The following is a 13,296-nucleotide window of genomic DNA, read 5'->3' as shown; positions in this document are numbered from 1 at the left end:
TCCTTTGCTTTGCGGATATTGCCCCAAAGGCGGGCAATGGTGGGCTATCTTGATCGTTATGTGGCCTTTCATGTGGAGAAATCACAAATTGACAGGCTACTTAGTACGTTTGCAATTGTTCCGTATCGATGAAAGGAAATGCTGTGGCTGTTTCTGTTGAATTGGGCAAAGCACTCGACAAAGCCTACGAAAACTCAACACTGGATGAAATCCTCGCCGCCCCACCATCGGCACTTGCCGGCCTGACTGACAAACACAATGAACTGCTCGCAGATCTGGGCATAAAGACAGTCCGGGACCTCGGCAGCAATAAGTTCTTCGCCGCAGCCGGCGTGCTGGTAGCCCTTTCTGGAAAAGCCGGATAACCCACTACGCCTCAACGCAAGCGGACGACGCCGGGAATCACCCGCCGTCGTCCGCTTGCGTTTTACCGTGGGTGCCTCGCTAAGCAGCTTCGTCCCGCCGGCTGTGCGGAGGCGGAAGCCGCATCGCACCGCCGTCGTGACCCTGGAGCTGCAGGGGGACTACCCCGTGTTCGGTGGTGCGTTCCTGGGGCTTTTTCGCGTGGGGGCGGGGAAGCAACAGCGCGGCGAATGGTGCCAGGAGCAGCAGGAGGGTCACCGTACCCAGCCCGGCCACGCCGGCAAGGACCAGCACCCCGGCCATGAACATGAGGTGGATATCCGGTGCGTCGGTGGACGCAAGGGCGGCCGTCAGGGCCATTCCGTTGGGTGACTTCACAATCGTGCTCCTGGCGCATCCGTTGGCTGTTCTTCCGTCACCTGATACGTAGGCGGAACAGCGGAATCATGATGCGGTTTCCGGGACCCAATGTTCTTCAGGACCGGCGCAAGGGCATATCCTTTGCCAGCTGCACAACGATCTTCTTGTCGTTGCCCGGATCTGTGGGGTCGTACCACAGCATGGTCTCCTGGCCGTCCACCACTGGCTCTGCGGCAGTGATCAGCAAGGCCCTCTGGACCCACCGCTGGACGCCGCCCGCATCATGGAATGTGAACGTGACGGTGGTCAGGATCTTCGCGCTGTCACTGAACGAGACGTAGCCCTTGTCAGTGACTCTCGCCGGGGTCATGGTGCCGGTTCTCATGACGTCAGCCTCACGCCGGGCGGCGTTCCTGCGGGCCCTGGCGCCGATGATGCCCAGGCAACCCAGAAGAAGGAAGATCAGCAGGCAGCCACCGCCCGCCCACGTCAGGAGAGGCGGATAGTCCAATTGGGCAGCGGCGGTTCCCACCCCCAAGGTGGCACCCAGCCAAGCCAAGGTTCCGCCCAGGGCCAGGCCCAGATTGCTGCTCCTGATGGCCAGGGCCGTCCACGCAATGGAACTCAGGACAAGGATCGGGATGCTCACAATGATGGCCGTCAGGGCGAGGACCGGAGGCTCGGCGTCCTCCAGTACTGCCAGATGGGGCCAGCCGTAACCTGCCGCGAGTCCTCCGATGAATTGGAAGCCCAGGGCCAGCACAATGCCCACCGGACCCGGGCGTTTGTTCGCGCGGAGTTTCCTGGCGGCGATCGGATCCACGGTGCTCATGGAAGACATTAAACAGGGGGCGGCCCTCAATCAGGGGCAGGCTTGCACCATCGGATTGCAGAGCACTTTTCCGCCAATCAAACATTTCTTCAAACTCCGCGTCACGTTTCCGCAGGTCAAGGCACATAATGAGTGCCCATGTCGTTGAACCGCGGACTGCGCCGTTGCCCTTTTCGGCTGCGTTGCGGTTCAAGGACGGAGTTAGCAGCGATGGGTGTGGTGGGTTCTGGGGCCCGCCCGGGGCGCCGTCGCTGCGTAAACCGGGCTAGTGCGGTCGGTCGTCTGAGTCGCGACCGGCCGCACGATCCGGCATGCTGAATTGTGAACGCCATCAAATGTTTACAGATAAATTCACAAATTGGTGGTGAAGATCCGGGCTGCAAACCTAAACTGGCCGCATGGTGCAGACCCGGATCCGCATTTTTAGCGCTGTTTCCCTGGCATTCCTTGCTGCCACATTTTTGGGCGGCTGCGCGGGAAGCGGTACAAGTCCATTCGTCGGTGTGTGGGGTGACGCCGGCGACACCAAACAGCCCTCCCTCGACCTGAAATCAGATGGCACCGCCACTGGGACTGACGGCTGCAACAGGCTCGTCGGCTCCTGGAAAGAGGACGGCAAAACCATCTCGTTCGGAGGGTTCTCCTCCACCCGCATGGCATGTCCAGGGGTAGATGCGTGGCTTTCGAACGCCGCCACAGCCAAGATCCAGGAAGACGGAAAGCTTGCGGTTTTCGATCAGGGAGAAGACCTGATCGGCACGCTCACCGCCGGCAAGTAAGCGAGTTCCTCAGCAGGAAGTTTTCCAACGAGATCTTTGGGGGTAGCTGTGTTGGATTCAAATACTGATGGCGTTGAGCAGACAGCCTCAACGGGAACATTGCCCGGCTGGGAGCAGGTTGATTCCCTGGTTGCGGCCGCCCATGAACGGAACCGCGGGTGCACGGACGGTGCGGTGGCAGACTACATTCCCGTCCTGGCGCAGGCCGACCCTGAACTGTTCGGCGTCTGCGTGGTTGAAGTGGACGGCGGAGTGCACGTGGTGGGCGATGCCGACGTGGAGTTTTCCATCCAGTCCATTTCCAAGGCTTTCGTCTACGCCCTGGTCTGTGAGGAATTCGGGCATGCGGCTGTGGCTGACCTGGTGGGGGTAAACAACACCGGGCTGGCCTTCAACTCGGTGATAGCCATCGAGCTCAATGATGGACACCCCATGAATCCCATGGTCAACGCCGGCGCGCTGGCAACAACAGCGCTGATGCCAGGCACAACACCGGACGAGCAGTGGGCCGCCATCCAATCCGGGTTGTCTGCCTTCGCGGGCCGTGACCTGGTGCTGGATGGGGAAGTCTATGAATCCGAGGCTGCCACCAATACCAGGAACCGGGCCATTGCCCGGCTTTTGGAAAGCTACGGCAGGATCGGGCGGGACCCGCTGGGCGTCGTCGACGTTTATACCAAGCAATGCTCGCTGAAAGTCAGTGCCCGCGACCTCGCCATTATGGGTGCCACCCTGGCCGATGGCGGCGTCAATCCCGTAACCGGCAAACGGGTGGTTTCAGCCGAGGTTTGCCGGGATACCCTGGCTGTCCTGGCGGCCAACGGACTGTACGAACGCTCAGGGGAATGGCTGTTCGAGATCGGGCTCCCGGGTAAGTCCGGGGTGTCCGGCGGGCTCCTCACGATCTCGCCCGGGAAGGCCGGAATCGGCGCTTTTTCGCCCCGGCTTGATCCCGCGGGGAACAGTGTCCGTGGCCAGCAGGCCACCGCGTATCTGTCGCGCGTCCTGGGCCTGAACATTTTTGCGTCCCAAGCCCACACACCAACCGGGAGGTCCTCGAATGTCCACTAGTACGGCGGTCTCCTCCAGCACGGAACAAAAAGCGTCCTGGATTCCCATGATCGGGTTGTTCCTGGCCCAGGTCCTCATGTCCTTCAACGTTGCAGCGCTCCCGGTATCACTGGGCGGAATGGTCCAGGATTTCGGTGTTCCGCCCACCACCGTCAGCACCGTCATCGTGACCTATGGGCTGGTGGTGGCAGCCCTGGTCATGGTGGGTGCCAAACTCGGTCAGCGCATCGGATGGGTGGTCATCTTCAGGGTGGTGGTGGCGCTGTTCGCCGCATCGGCTTTGATGATGATCTTCGCGCCAACGGTGGGATGGGCCATTGCGGCCCAGGCATTCGCGGGAGCGTCGGCGGCCATCATCGTGCCCTCGCTGGTGGCATTGATCGCCGAAAATTATCACGGCGCCCAGCAGGCCACCGCCATCGGCTCGCTCGGTTCAGCCCGTGCCCTCTCCGGTGTCAGCGCCTTCCTCATCGGCGGCACCCTGGGCACCCTGGTGGGCTGGCGGCCCGTGTTCGGCATCGTGCTGGGACTCGCCGTGGCGGTCTTCGCGTTCAGCTTCAAGCTCCGCTCAGACCGCGGCAACCCTGATGTGAAGATCGACGTCGTCGCTGCCGCCCTCATCGGTGCGGGCATCGTCTCCCTTACGCCCGGCTTCAACAACCGCGTTGGCCGGCGCACTGTTGGTGACCATCCTCAGCCTCAATGTTGGCCAGGCGGTCATGAACAATGTGGAACTCCCGGACCCGCTCAAACAGCAGGTGAATCTGGACAACGTCAATTTCGTCAGCAATGACAACCTCAGGGAAGTCCTCAACAACATCACCGACGCCACCGAAGCGCAGGTGGAGACCGCCGTCGCCATCAATACCGACGCCCGGCTCAGGGCGCTCAAAACGGGACTGCTGATCCTGGCAGCCGTGAGCGCCGTCGCCATTCTTCCCGCCACCAAGCTGCCCAAGTACCGGCCCCACGAGATCCCCGATCCGCAGGAGCCCAAGCCCGGGAATGCCTGAGCGAAAGCTACTGCGCGATGCCCCGCATGCTGTTGTTCCGCTTCTCATGCGTCAGCTCTGCCAGGCCGAGGGCCTCGAGCAGCGGCGGCATGTACATTCCGAAGCGGCCCCGGTAGCCCTTGCGCAGCCCGTACCAACCACCCACGGGGTTGTCCTCGCTTCGGCCCCAAGCCTCCACCGTTCCGGCCGCGGCTTCCTTGCCTTCGTCGGCGGCTCCCAGCGGTACCCAGTCGCCCTGTTCCATAAGCCAGGCATGGAGGTCATCGATCGCACGCAGTTGGTACAGCAGCTTGGTGGATCCAACCTGGCAGACAATGGCGGGGGGATCGGCAGCATCGTCCCTGTACATGGTGTAATCGGAGGATCCCGGCGGAGTGGTGAGCTGCCAGGGATCGTCCTTGGTTCCTGCGGCCATGATGTGTCCTTTCGTGGTGATGCCCACGCTACACAGCGTCGGGCTGGGTGTCTGCAGCTTCGCCAGGTGCGGCATCCGGGGTCAAAGGATTTCCGATCTCATCGGTCATCATGCGGGCCACGAAGAGCGCAACGAAAGCCATGAGGGGGCACACCAGGCCTCCGATGAGGAAGATCAGCCACAGGGGAACCACCTGGGCCATGGGTCCGGCGAGGGCCATGGAAACGGGCATCAGGGCCAGGGAGACAAAGAAGTCCAGGCTGGAAATCCTGCCGAGCAAGTGCCGCGGCACGCGCCGTTGCAGCAGCGTGCCCCAGATAACCGTTCCAATTCCTTCCGTAACCCCGAAGACGAGCATGGCGGCGCCGAGCATCCAGAAACTGTCCATGAAACCAATCGCGGCAACGGGCAGGCTTCCCAGGCCCCATGTCAGCACCATGACGGTCAGGTAGCGGCGGGGAAGGCGCAGGGACGCTGTCGCCAGGGCAGCGATGGCACTGCCAACCCCCATGATGGCCAGCAGGAAACCGAACATCCTGGAGTCCCCACCCAGTTGGTCCCGCACCACGAAGGGCAACAAAACCTCAATGGGCCCAATGAGGAACAGCACGGACAAACATGCCCAGATCAGGGTCCACAGAAGCCAGGGTGTACGGATGGTGTAGCTGAAACCTTCTGCGAGATCCTTGAACAGGGACGAATTTGCCGTGGCTTCACCGGGACCAACCATGCCGGCAGCGTCTGCGCCCTGCTGGACCGGAAACCCCGGGGTTTGCCGGCTCAGGAAGTTCACGATTCCAAACGCCAGCAAATGGCACATGGCAACCCCCGCGACGGCATGGGCGGGGGACAGGGAGGCCACCAGTATTCCGGCAAGCGCGGGGCCGGCTGCCTGTTGGAGGACAGGCCTCACGGTGCCCTCCAAACCGTTGGCGGCAAGGAGGTCGTCAGCGGGAAGGATCCGCGGAAGGATCGCCGAATAGGCAGGGAAGAAGAAGGCCTGCCCCACGCCGAGGACAAAAGCGCCGATGGCAAGATGCCAGAGTTGCAGGACATTGACCATGGCCAACGCCGCAATGGTGGCAATGACGGCCAGGTTGGCGCCCTCTACCGCGATGATCAGGAGCCGTTGCGGGAGCCTGTCCGCAGCGATGCCACCGGCCAGCACGAAAGCCACCAGGCCGACGCTGGCCGCAGTTGCCACCAGCGATAGTTCCAGCGGGCCGCCCCCGAGGTGGATGACCTCGTAGACCATGGCCACTGCCCACATGCCGGAGCCGAAAATGGAAATGGACAGCGCGGCAATCAACACCCTGAATTCCCTGTGCGCAAAGGGACGCAGCGCTCTCAACGCGGCCATTTCACCACCCTATGCCTGCGCGTGGATGCCGCGGAAGGCACCCGTGCCGGTGGGCGCGGGGTGGAAGGCACTCGTGCCGGTGGGCGCGGGCGGAAGGAACCTGCGGTTATGAAGCGTCCGACGGCGGGGCGTCGCCGTCGTCGGTGTCCGCACCTTCCGCCGGGTCCTGGCTATGGAGGCCGGTATCGTGCGGAACCCAGCCCTCCGGCTGGCCCTCCGCAGGGGCGTCGGCGTGGCGCCTGGCAGCGTCGTCGTTCTTGTCCGGGGTGTTCATGGCGGATACTCCCTGTCCTTGCGTGGACTGCTTCCGTGAGTGCCCCCAGTCTACGCCGCACAATGGCTGGTGCGAGGTCAGCTGTGCGCGGAATAGTATCCACATAGGCCCCCGGCGAAGCCTCGTCCGCCTGGGGTGTGGCATAGGCTGAATCCAGTAGTTCCCCTTATGACGAACCAGCTGCCAAGGAGAGGTGAAGATGCCCAAGCGACCCAACCCGGCGGTGAAGATCGCCCAGGAGACAGCCCACAACGCTGTCTTCGATGAGCAAGGCAACACCAAGCCCGGCGTCCATAACGTCTTGTTGAAGGCAGTCGAGGTCCAGCGTCCTTTGGTCCTGGCCAACCTGCGCAGGCTGCAACGAAAGCACCCGCGTGACACGCCGGCCCAGCTCGCCGCGAAACTTGAGCGCCATTACTTGCTGGCAATCTCCGGTGGCGGCGCCGCAGTGGGTGCCACCGCCGTCGTCCCCGGCATCGGAACCGCGGCATCCCTGGGCCTTTCGGCGTTGGCTACCGTGGGCTTCCTGGAGACCACGGCCCTGTACGCGTCTTCACTGGCCGAGCTCCACGGCATCCGGCTTACCGATCCTGTGCGGGCGCAGACCATGGTCATGGCCATCATGCTGGGCGAGGAAGGCACGTCCATGCTCGGAGCTTTGAGCGGCCAATCGCTCGGCCGTGGCAAGGGCGTGACCAACGCGTGGGGCAGGACCCTTACCAAGAAGATCCCGGGAAGTGGATTCGGCGTCATCCGCGACTCCATCCAGCGGGCCTTCCTCAAGAACCTCGTGAAGCGCCAGGGAACTGCGTTCCTAGGCCGAGCCCTGCCGTTCGGCATCGGCGCAGTAGTGGGCGGTGGCGGCAACCTGATGATGGGCCGCGCCGTGGTGGCCACCGCCAAGGAAGCATTCGGCCCGCTGCCGGACACCGTCCCCGGTGAGCTGCTCCCCAACGCACCACAGACCCTGGCCGCTCCCGAAGCGGCACCGGAAACCCCTACGCTGGAAGGCGGTAACAGTGGACCTGAACGCTGACCTGGGAGAGTCCTTCGGATCGTGGACCATGGGCGATGATGCCTCGATGTTCCGCATCGTCAGCAGCGCCAATGTCGCTTGCGGGTTCCACGCCGGCGATCCCCTCACCATGCTGGACAGCTGCCGGGCAGCGTTTGAGCTGGATGTCCGGGTGGGAGCCCACGTGGGTTACCGGGACTTGGCGGGCTTCGGCCGGCGCTCACTGGACATGACGTTCGACGAGCTTTTCGGCGATGTCTTGTACCAACTCGGCGCCCTGGACGGCATGGCCCACGCTGTGGGGGCATCGGTGGATTACGTGAAGCCACACGGGGCGTTGTACAACCGGATTGTCCATGACTCCGAGCAAGCGGAAGCCGTGGTGGCCGCCGTCCACGCGTACGATCCCGGGCTGCCCGTACTTGGCCTGCCGGGCTCTGAGTGGCTGAAATTCGCCGAGGAAGCAGGGCACCCGGTGTTCCGGGAAGCATTTGTGGACCGCGCCTATCTTCCCGACGGCACACTGGTGCCGCGCAGCCAGGAAGGTGCAGTTCTTCATGACCCCGCTGCCGTGGTGGCCCAAGCCGTGCGGTTGGCTACCCGCAAGGAAATCCTGGCCATCGACGGAACTGTTGTCCCGGTGGTGGCTGATTCTCTGTGCATTCACGGAGATACTCCGGGCGCCGTCAGCATGGCAGCTGCTGTCCGGGAAGGACTGGAGGAGGCAGGTGTACAGATAGGGGCGTTCGCTTAGGCCTGAGTCAGGGCGGGCCAGGTTCAGCGGGTTCTGAGGGAGGGGTTTGTTCGGATGGGCGCAGTGGTAGTGGCTTCCGGAATGTTGACGCTGGCCCTGGAACCCAATCAGGCCCTGGACCGGATGTCCATGCACTTGGCCAACGCCTTGCTGGGAAATCCCGACCATACCGCCGGACTCGAGGTCCTGTTGGGCGGTTTGAAGCTTCGGTTCGTGACAGGGTCCGCTGTGGCGGTCACTGGAGCCGACGGGGCCGTGACGCTCAACGGAGCAGAGTTTCCGCTGAACACAGCAGTCAGGGTAGCTCCCGGGGCAGTGCTGGAGTTCGGGCCGGCGCTGTTTGGGTTGCGTTACTACGTGGCGGTTCACGGTGGTGTGCAGGAAGCCAGTGAGGTGTTGTCCGCCGGTGCAGCCGTGACGTTCGGGAAGCCCCGCGGTCAGGCTCTCCCTGCCGGCAACGGCTCTGCCGGCAACCGCTCTACCGTCAGGCAACCTCCCGTCACCCACCCTGCCCGGCGGCCACTGGACCCGGAACGACCGGTTGTTGCCAGGGTTTCACGCGTGCCGAAAGACCCGCAGGCTCAAAATGTCGACGCCGGAACGTGGCTTCGGCTGACCACGGAACCGTGGACCCTCTCGCAGGAATCGGACCGCATGGGTGCACGGCTTCTTGGCCGGCCGCTTGAGGTGGGCCAAACGGCTCCAGTAGCCAAAGCCCAAGCAGCCCATCCTCAACCGTTGGCCTTGGGTTCGGTGGTGCTGCCGCCGTCGGGCCTTCCCGTCATTGCGTTGGCCGGCCGTCCGGCAACGGCCAAATCGCCGGTGATCGCGCTGGTGCGTGACGAGGACCTGGACTTGATCGGCCAAGCAAGGCCAGGGCAGATGATGCACTTGCTCGGCTGAGAAAACGTGATGCCGATTTTCTCAGAATGGGGCCCTTCTGAGAATCGTCTATGGTGATTTTCTCAGTAAGAGCACTCTATGAGAAAATAGGGCAACATTATTCTCAAGGAGTGCCGTGAGCAAGGAAACTGACTGGCCGCCCCTGACTTTTGAGCAGCGCTCGTGGACCACTGAGCCTGCCCCGGGCGTGTCGAGACGACAGCGTCTGCTCGCCAGAGGACCGTATGAGGCCGCCGTGCCGCCTGCTATCTCTGATCTGGATCCCGGTGTTGACTCTGCAACGCAATCCTTGGTTGAAACAGCCACGATGGAAATGGTTCGTTTCGATGCTGAACTGGGACAGGATTCCACGCCATTCGCTGCCTTGCTGCTGAGGAGCGAGTCCGCATCGAGTTCCCAGATCGAGAATTTGACGGCCGGCGCCCGAAAGATTGTGCTGGCGCAGTTGGGTGACAGGTCCAGTATCAATGCTTCTCTCGTGGCTTCCAACGTTGAGGCGATGCAGGCGGCCATCGCACTGTCCGAGGACCTCAGCGTGGACAATATCGGGGCGATGCACCACACTCTCCTATCCGCATCGGACAGGGTCATCGCGGGTGAATACCGGACCTCGCAGGTCTGGATTCGCGGAAACTCTCCCCATTCGGCCGAGTTCGTGCCGCCCCACCATGATCTGGTTCCTGGCGGTATGACCGACCTGGTGGAGTTCATGAAACGGGACGATATTCCCGCGCTGACCCAGGCGGCGGTGGCCCATGCCCAGTTCGAGACCATCCATCCATTCGCAGACGGCAATGGGCGTACAGGCAGGGCCATTGTCAGCGCACTGCTGCGTGCCAAAGGCGTCACCGAGAATGTCACGATCCCGGTGTCGTCAGGCCTCCTGACTGATACCCGCCTGTACTTCGATGCGTTGGGTGCGTACCGAATGGGTAATATCCTGCCCATTGTGCAGCGCTTCGCCGAGTCGGCATTGCTGGCCGTGGACAATGGCCGCCTGTTGGCTGCTGACATCAAAGCTGTCCAGTCCGGGTTTCGAACCAGGGTTGGGCCGGCACGGGACTCAGTATTGAAGGTCTTGGCGTTGCTGCCGCGGGAGCCGGCGATCACTGCGGAAATGGCCGCTGAATACGCAGGAGTATCAACGGCAACCGCATATCGGGCTGTGCAACGGCTCCAAGAGGCTGGAGTATTGAGCCCTGCCGGTAGAGTGCGCGGAGTCCGGGCATGGATCGCCAGCGACATCGTTGCAGCGCTGGACGATTTCGCTGCAAGGGCTGGGCGTCGAATCCGGCCCTGAACGCAGGATTCGCTTTAGAGCTTCTGCGCGAGCATGACCAGGATCCCGCTGGGACCGCGGAGGTAGGTGAGCTTGTAAACGCCCTGGTAGTTCGCCACGCCGCGCAATGGGTAGCACCCGTGTTGTGCGGCGATGTCCAGGGCTTGATCGATGTCGTCCACCGAGAAAGCCACCCTGTGCATGCCGATCTCGTTGGGAAGCGTGGGGTTTGTCTCGATCGCGTCAGGGTGGATGTACTCGAAGAGTTCCAGTTGCCCATTGCCGTCCGGAGTTTGGAGCACGGCGATTTTTGCGTGGTTTCCATCCAGGCCTACCGCGGTGTCTGCCCATTCACCACTGACCGTGTCCCGGCCAAGGACCGTCAGGCCGAGGTCGGTGAAAAAGGAGATGGTTTCTTCCAGGTCCCGTACCGCAATACCAACGTTTTCAAGTTTGATGGGCATGCGTTGAAGGTACCAAGGCTCGCAGGATAGCTCCAGTACCGCGGATGCTGCTAGCCGAACAGCAGGTGTGCCACCGTGAAGATCGCCAGCCCGGCCAAGGCACCAACCACGGTGCCGTTGATGCGGATGTACTGAAGGTCCTTGCCCACCTGCAGTTCGATCTTCTGGGACGTCTCTTCGGCATCCCAACGCGCCACGGTATCGGAGATGACCCCTGCGATGTCCGAGCGGTAGGTGTTTACCAGGTAGCCTGCGGCGTCTCCGATCCACGCGTTGACCTTGCCGGCCAGTTCGTCGTCGTTGACCAGCCGCGTACCGAAGTCACGGACGGCACCCTTGAAGCGCTGGCTCAGTTCACTCTCGGGATCATCGACGGCGTTGAGCAGCGCTGTCTTGACGGTTCCCCAGGTGCGGGATGCCAACTCGCGGACCTCGGGATCACCAAGGATCTGGGCTTTGATGCTTTCGGCGCGCTCAATCATGGCGGGATCGTGTTGCAGGTCCTGGGCCAGATCCGTGAGGTAGGCATCGATCGACTGACGCACCTGATGGTTCTGGTCCGACTGGACGGCGCGGACGAACTTGGAGAGTTCCACGTACACCCTGTCACCCACCAGACCGTCCACGAACGTCGGGACCCACAAAGGAGAACGGTCCGAGACGAGCCTGTTCACCGTGGCATGGTTGGCCTCCACCCAATCGGCGGCCCGGTCAACCAACAGGTCAACCAACGTGTGGTGGTGCCCGTCGGCGAAGATCCGTTCAGCCATCCTGCCCACGGGCGGTCCCCACGGCGGAGCGAGTAGATGCTTGCGGACCATTCCTTCGATGACTGCCTGCACGTCGTCGTCGTTCAGTACGGTGAACGCGCCACGGATGATCGCGCCGCCTTCCTTGGCAACGCGTTCGGCTCCACCCGGCGCCGACAACCAGGTGCCTGCCTTCCGGGCAATATCAATGCTGGCCAACTTGTCCTGCACAACCTCCTGGGAGAGGAAGTTGCTCTCCACAAAGTCACTGAGTGATTCACCAATCTGGTCCTTGCGGCGCGGGATGATGGCCGTGTGCGGGATCTTCAGGCCCATGGGGTACTTGAAGAGGGCAGTCACGGCGAACCAGTCGGCCAACGCGCCCACCATGCCACCTTCGGCTGCCGCACGAACATATTCCAGCCACGGAAACTGCTTCTGGAACGCAAACGCCACGGTAAAGATCACCGCCATGCCGATCAGCAACGCCAAGGCCAACCGCTTCATCCGGCGCAGCGCGGCCGCCTTTTCCAAGTCACCTGTTGTGAGGTCGACGACGGCGGAATCGCCCCTGGCGCGACCGGAACCTGCGCGACCGGAACCTGCGCGTGCAGAATCTGGGCTGGTCGAGCCTGCCGAACGCGACTGGTCCGGCATCTGTTGGGGGTTGGTGAGGTCTTCAGTTGGGATTTGTTCAGAGTTCACCTGCATGAGCCCAGCGTAGCCCCCGAAGATGCAGCGAGGTGGGCTACCGTGTTTGCATGACCAGCGACGACTTCGCCCCGGGCCGGCCCAAGGTCTATGCCCACCGCGGCGCCAGTGCGGCCTACGCTGAGCACACGCGGGCTGCCTATTTGCAGGCCATTGCCGACGGCGCCGACGGTGTGGAGTGCGATGTCCACTTGACCCGCGACCAGCACGTGGTGCTCCTCCACGATGCAGACCTTGACCGGACGTCCACGGGAACCGGCCCGGTAGCCGAGCACACTTTGGAAGAGCTCCGGTCCCTGGATTTCTCCTCCTGGAAGGGTGCCCGCATTCCGGAGGCGTACGGGGGAGTGTCCGATCAATTCCTGACGTTGCCTGAATTGTTGGACATTCTGCGGGGTGCGGGCCGGGAGATCGGTTTGGCGATCGAGCTCAAGCACCCAAGCCCGTACCGGCTCAAGCTCGAGGACAGGGTGTTGGCCCTGCTGGAAGAAGAAGGCTGGACCCCGGAGGACTCACGGTTGGAGAACATCAGGATCTCCTTTATGAGCTTTGATACCGATTCCGTCCAGCGGCTGCTCCGCAGCGTCCCCAAGGAGTACATCTGCCAATTGGTGGACGACTTCACAGTCAAAGAGTTGCGGGAGGAACTTGGGCTGGGCTTCCTGACTGGCAGCGCGGTGGCCAACGTCATGCGGGCCACGCAGCTCGAGGCCGAACGTGTTCTGGATGAAGGCGAAGCGGTCATTGCAGGCCCGGGAATCGACTACATCAGGGAGCACGCACGCAACGTCCAACGGTGGTTGGATGCCGGACGTATATTCCGCGTGTGGACTGTCGATTCGGAAAAGGATGTGGCCTTGTGCCAGGGCCTCGGCATCCATGAGATCACCACCAACAAGCCGGCGCAGGTACTCAAACAGTTGATGGTATCGAGCTGACTTTGGGGGCCACCGC

At 62.6% G+C, this 13,296-nt stretch carries 17 protein-coding genes; 10 read left to right on the top strand and 7 right to left on the bottom strand.

All coding sequences use genetic code 11. From position 1 onward, the window contains the following. Positions 1–143: 143 nt before the first annotated feature. A complete protein-coding gene (locus AC6JA3_RS19820; protein WP_026542114.1) occupies positions 144–365 on the top strand; it encodes a hypothetical protein in 222 nt (73 codons plus the stop codon). A 79-nt stretch (positions 366–444) separates the two neighbouring features. Here AC6JA3_RS19820 and AC6JA3_RS19815 read toward each other — a convergent pair whose 3' ends face one another. Both AC6JA3_RS19815 and AC6JA3_RS19810 read right to left on the bottom strand, forming a co-directional pair. Next, entirely contained in the window at positions 445–741 is a 297-nt protein-coding gene (locus AC6JA3_RS19815; protein WP_347782067.1) for a hypothetical protein, read from the bottom strand. A 97-nt stretch (positions 742–838) separates the two neighbouring features. Continuing rightward, positions 839–1,555: a DUF3592 domain-containing protein gene (locus tag AC6JA3_RS19810; RefSeq protein ID WP_347782066.1), complete on the bottom strand. Its 717-nt coding sequence runs from the start codon at positions 1,553–1,555 to the stop codon at positions 839–841. A gap of 398 nt (positions 1,556–1,953) precedes the next feature. Between AC6JA3_RS19810 and AC6JA3_RS19805 the strand changes: the two genes are divergently transcribed. The 4 genes from AC6JA3_RS19805 to AC6JA3_RS19790 are packed head-to-tail and all read left to right on the top strand — an operon-like array spanning position 1,954 to position 4,418. Beyond that, positions 1,954–2,334: an META domain-containing protein gene (locus AC6JA3_RS19805; RefSeq protein WP_497920531.1), complete on the top strand. Its 381-nt coding sequence runs from the start codon at positions 1,954–1,956 to the stop codon at positions 2,332–2,334. Positions 2,335–2,382: 48 nt separating this feature from the next. Beyond that, entirely contained in the window at positions 2,383–3,405 is a 1,023-nt protein-coding gene (gene glsA, locus AC6JA3_RS19800; protein ID WP_026542111.1) for a glutaminase A, read from the top strand. Next, positions 3,395–4,198, top strand: coding sequence for an MFS transporter (locus tag AC6JA3_RS19795; RefSeq protein ID WP_347782065.1), 804 nt, complete (start codon positions 3,395–3,397; stop codon positions 4,196–4,198). Before glsA ends, AC6JA3_RS19795 begins: the two co-directional genes overlap by 11 nt. Further along, complete coding sequence (locus tag AC6JA3_RS19790) at positions 4,164–4,418, top strand: hypothetical protein (RefSeq protein WP_347782064.1); 255 nt, start codon at positions 4,164–4,166, stop codon at positions 4,416–4,418. Before AC6JA3_RS19795 ends, AC6JA3_RS19790 begins: the two co-directional genes overlap by 35 nt. Positions 4,419–4,425: 7 nt before the next feature. Here AC6JA3_RS19790 and AC6JA3_RS19785 read toward each other — a convergent pair whose 3' ends face one another. The 3 genes from AC6JA3_RS19785 to AC6JA3_RS19775 all read right to left on the bottom strand — a co-directional run bounded on the left by AC6JA3_RS19785 (position 4,426) and on the right by AC6JA3_RS19775 (position 6,467). Continuing rightward, the gene (locus AC6JA3_RS19785; protein ID WP_026542109.1) at positions 4,426–4,833 is read right to left on the bottom strand and encodes a DUF6855 family protein; all 408 of its coding nucleotides are present in this window, start codon (positions 4,831–4,833) and stop codon (positions 4,426–4,428) included. A 28-nt stretch (positions 4,834–4,861) separates the two neighbouring features. Beyond that, positions 4,862–6,193, bottom strand: a complete 1,332-nt coding sequence (locus tag AC6JA3_RS19780) for an MFS transporter (RefSeq protein ID WP_347782063.1) — start codon at positions 6,191–6,193, stop codon at positions 4,862–4,864. A gap of 106 nt (positions 6,194–6,299) precedes the next feature. Beyond that, entirely contained in the window at positions 6,300–6,467 is a 168-nt protein-coding gene (locus AC6JA3_RS19775) for a hypothetical protein (protein WP_175493455.1), read from the bottom strand. A gap of 199 nt (positions 6,468–6,666) precedes the next feature. Here AC6JA3_RS19775 and AC6JA3_RS19770 point away from each other — a divergent pair, with 199 nt between their 5' ends. The 4 genes from AC6JA3_RS19770 to AC6JA3_RS19755 all read left to right on the top strand — a co-directional run bounded on the left by AC6JA3_RS19770 (position 6,667) and on the right by AC6JA3_RS19755 (position 10,439). Beyond that, positions 6,667–7,503, top strand: a complete 837-nt coding sequence (locus AC6JA3_RS19770; protein WP_043432745.1) for a hypothetical protein — start codon at positions 6,667–6,669, stop codon at positions 7,501–7,503. Further along, the gene (locus tag AC6JA3_RS19765) at positions 7,487–8,236 is read left to right on the top strand and encodes a LamB/YcsF family protein (protein ID WP_347782062.1); all 750 of its coding nucleotides are present in this window, start codon (positions 7,487–7,489) and stop codon (positions 8,234–8,236) included. The genes AC6JA3_RS19770 and AC6JA3_RS19765 overlap by 17 nt, the downstream gene beginning before the upstream one ends. A gap of 54 nt (positions 8,237–8,290) precedes the next feature. Further along, positions 8,291–9,139, top strand: a complete 849-nt coding sequence (locus tag AC6JA3_RS19760) for a 5-oxoprolinase subunit C family protein (RefSeq protein WP_347782061.1) — start codon at positions 8,291–8,293, stop codon at positions 9,137–9,139. 115 nt (positions 9,140–9,254) lie between these two features. Beyond that, positions 9,255–10,439: a Fic family protein gene (locus AC6JA3_RS19755; protein ID WP_347782060.1), complete on the top strand. Its 1,185-nt coding sequence runs from the start codon at positions 9,255–9,257 to the stop codon at positions 10,437–10,439. Positions 10,440–10,453: 14 nt separating this feature from the next. Here the strand turns inward: AC6JA3_RS19755 and AC6JA3_RS19750 are convergent, their stop codons facing one another. Both AC6JA3_RS19750 and AC6JA3_RS19745 read right to left on the bottom strand, forming a co-directional pair. Continuing rightward, the gene (locus AC6JA3_RS19750; RefSeq protein ID WP_091552669.1) at positions 10,454–10,882 is read right to left on the bottom strand and encodes a VOC family protein; all 429 of its coding nucleotides are present in this window, start codon (positions 10,880–10,882) and stop codon (positions 10,454–10,456) included. A gap of 50 nt (positions 10,883–10,932) precedes the next feature. Next, positions 10,933–12,342 carry a DUF445 domain-containing protein gene (locus tag AC6JA3_RS19745; protein WP_347782059.1) on the bottom strand — a complete coding sequence of 470 codons (1,410 nt, stop codon included), beginning with the start codon at positions 12,340–12,342 and terminating at the stop codon, positions 10,933–10,935. 50 nt (positions 12,343–12,392) lie between these two features. Here AC6JA3_RS19745 and AC6JA3_RS19740 point away from each other — a divergent pair, with 50 nt between their 5' ends. After that, the gene (locus tag AC6JA3_RS19740) at positions 12,393–13,280 is read left to right on the top strand and encodes a glycerophosphodiester phosphodiesterase (RefSeq protein WP_347782058.1); all 888 of its coding nucleotides are present in this window, start codon (positions 12,393–12,395) and stop codon (positions 13,278–13,280) included. Positions 13,281–13,296 lie beyond the last annotated feature (16 nt).

This window comes from Arthrobacter sp. TmtSoilC79, assembly GCF_059739405.1.
This window is presented reverse-complemented; position numbering and strand designations above follow the sequence as displayed.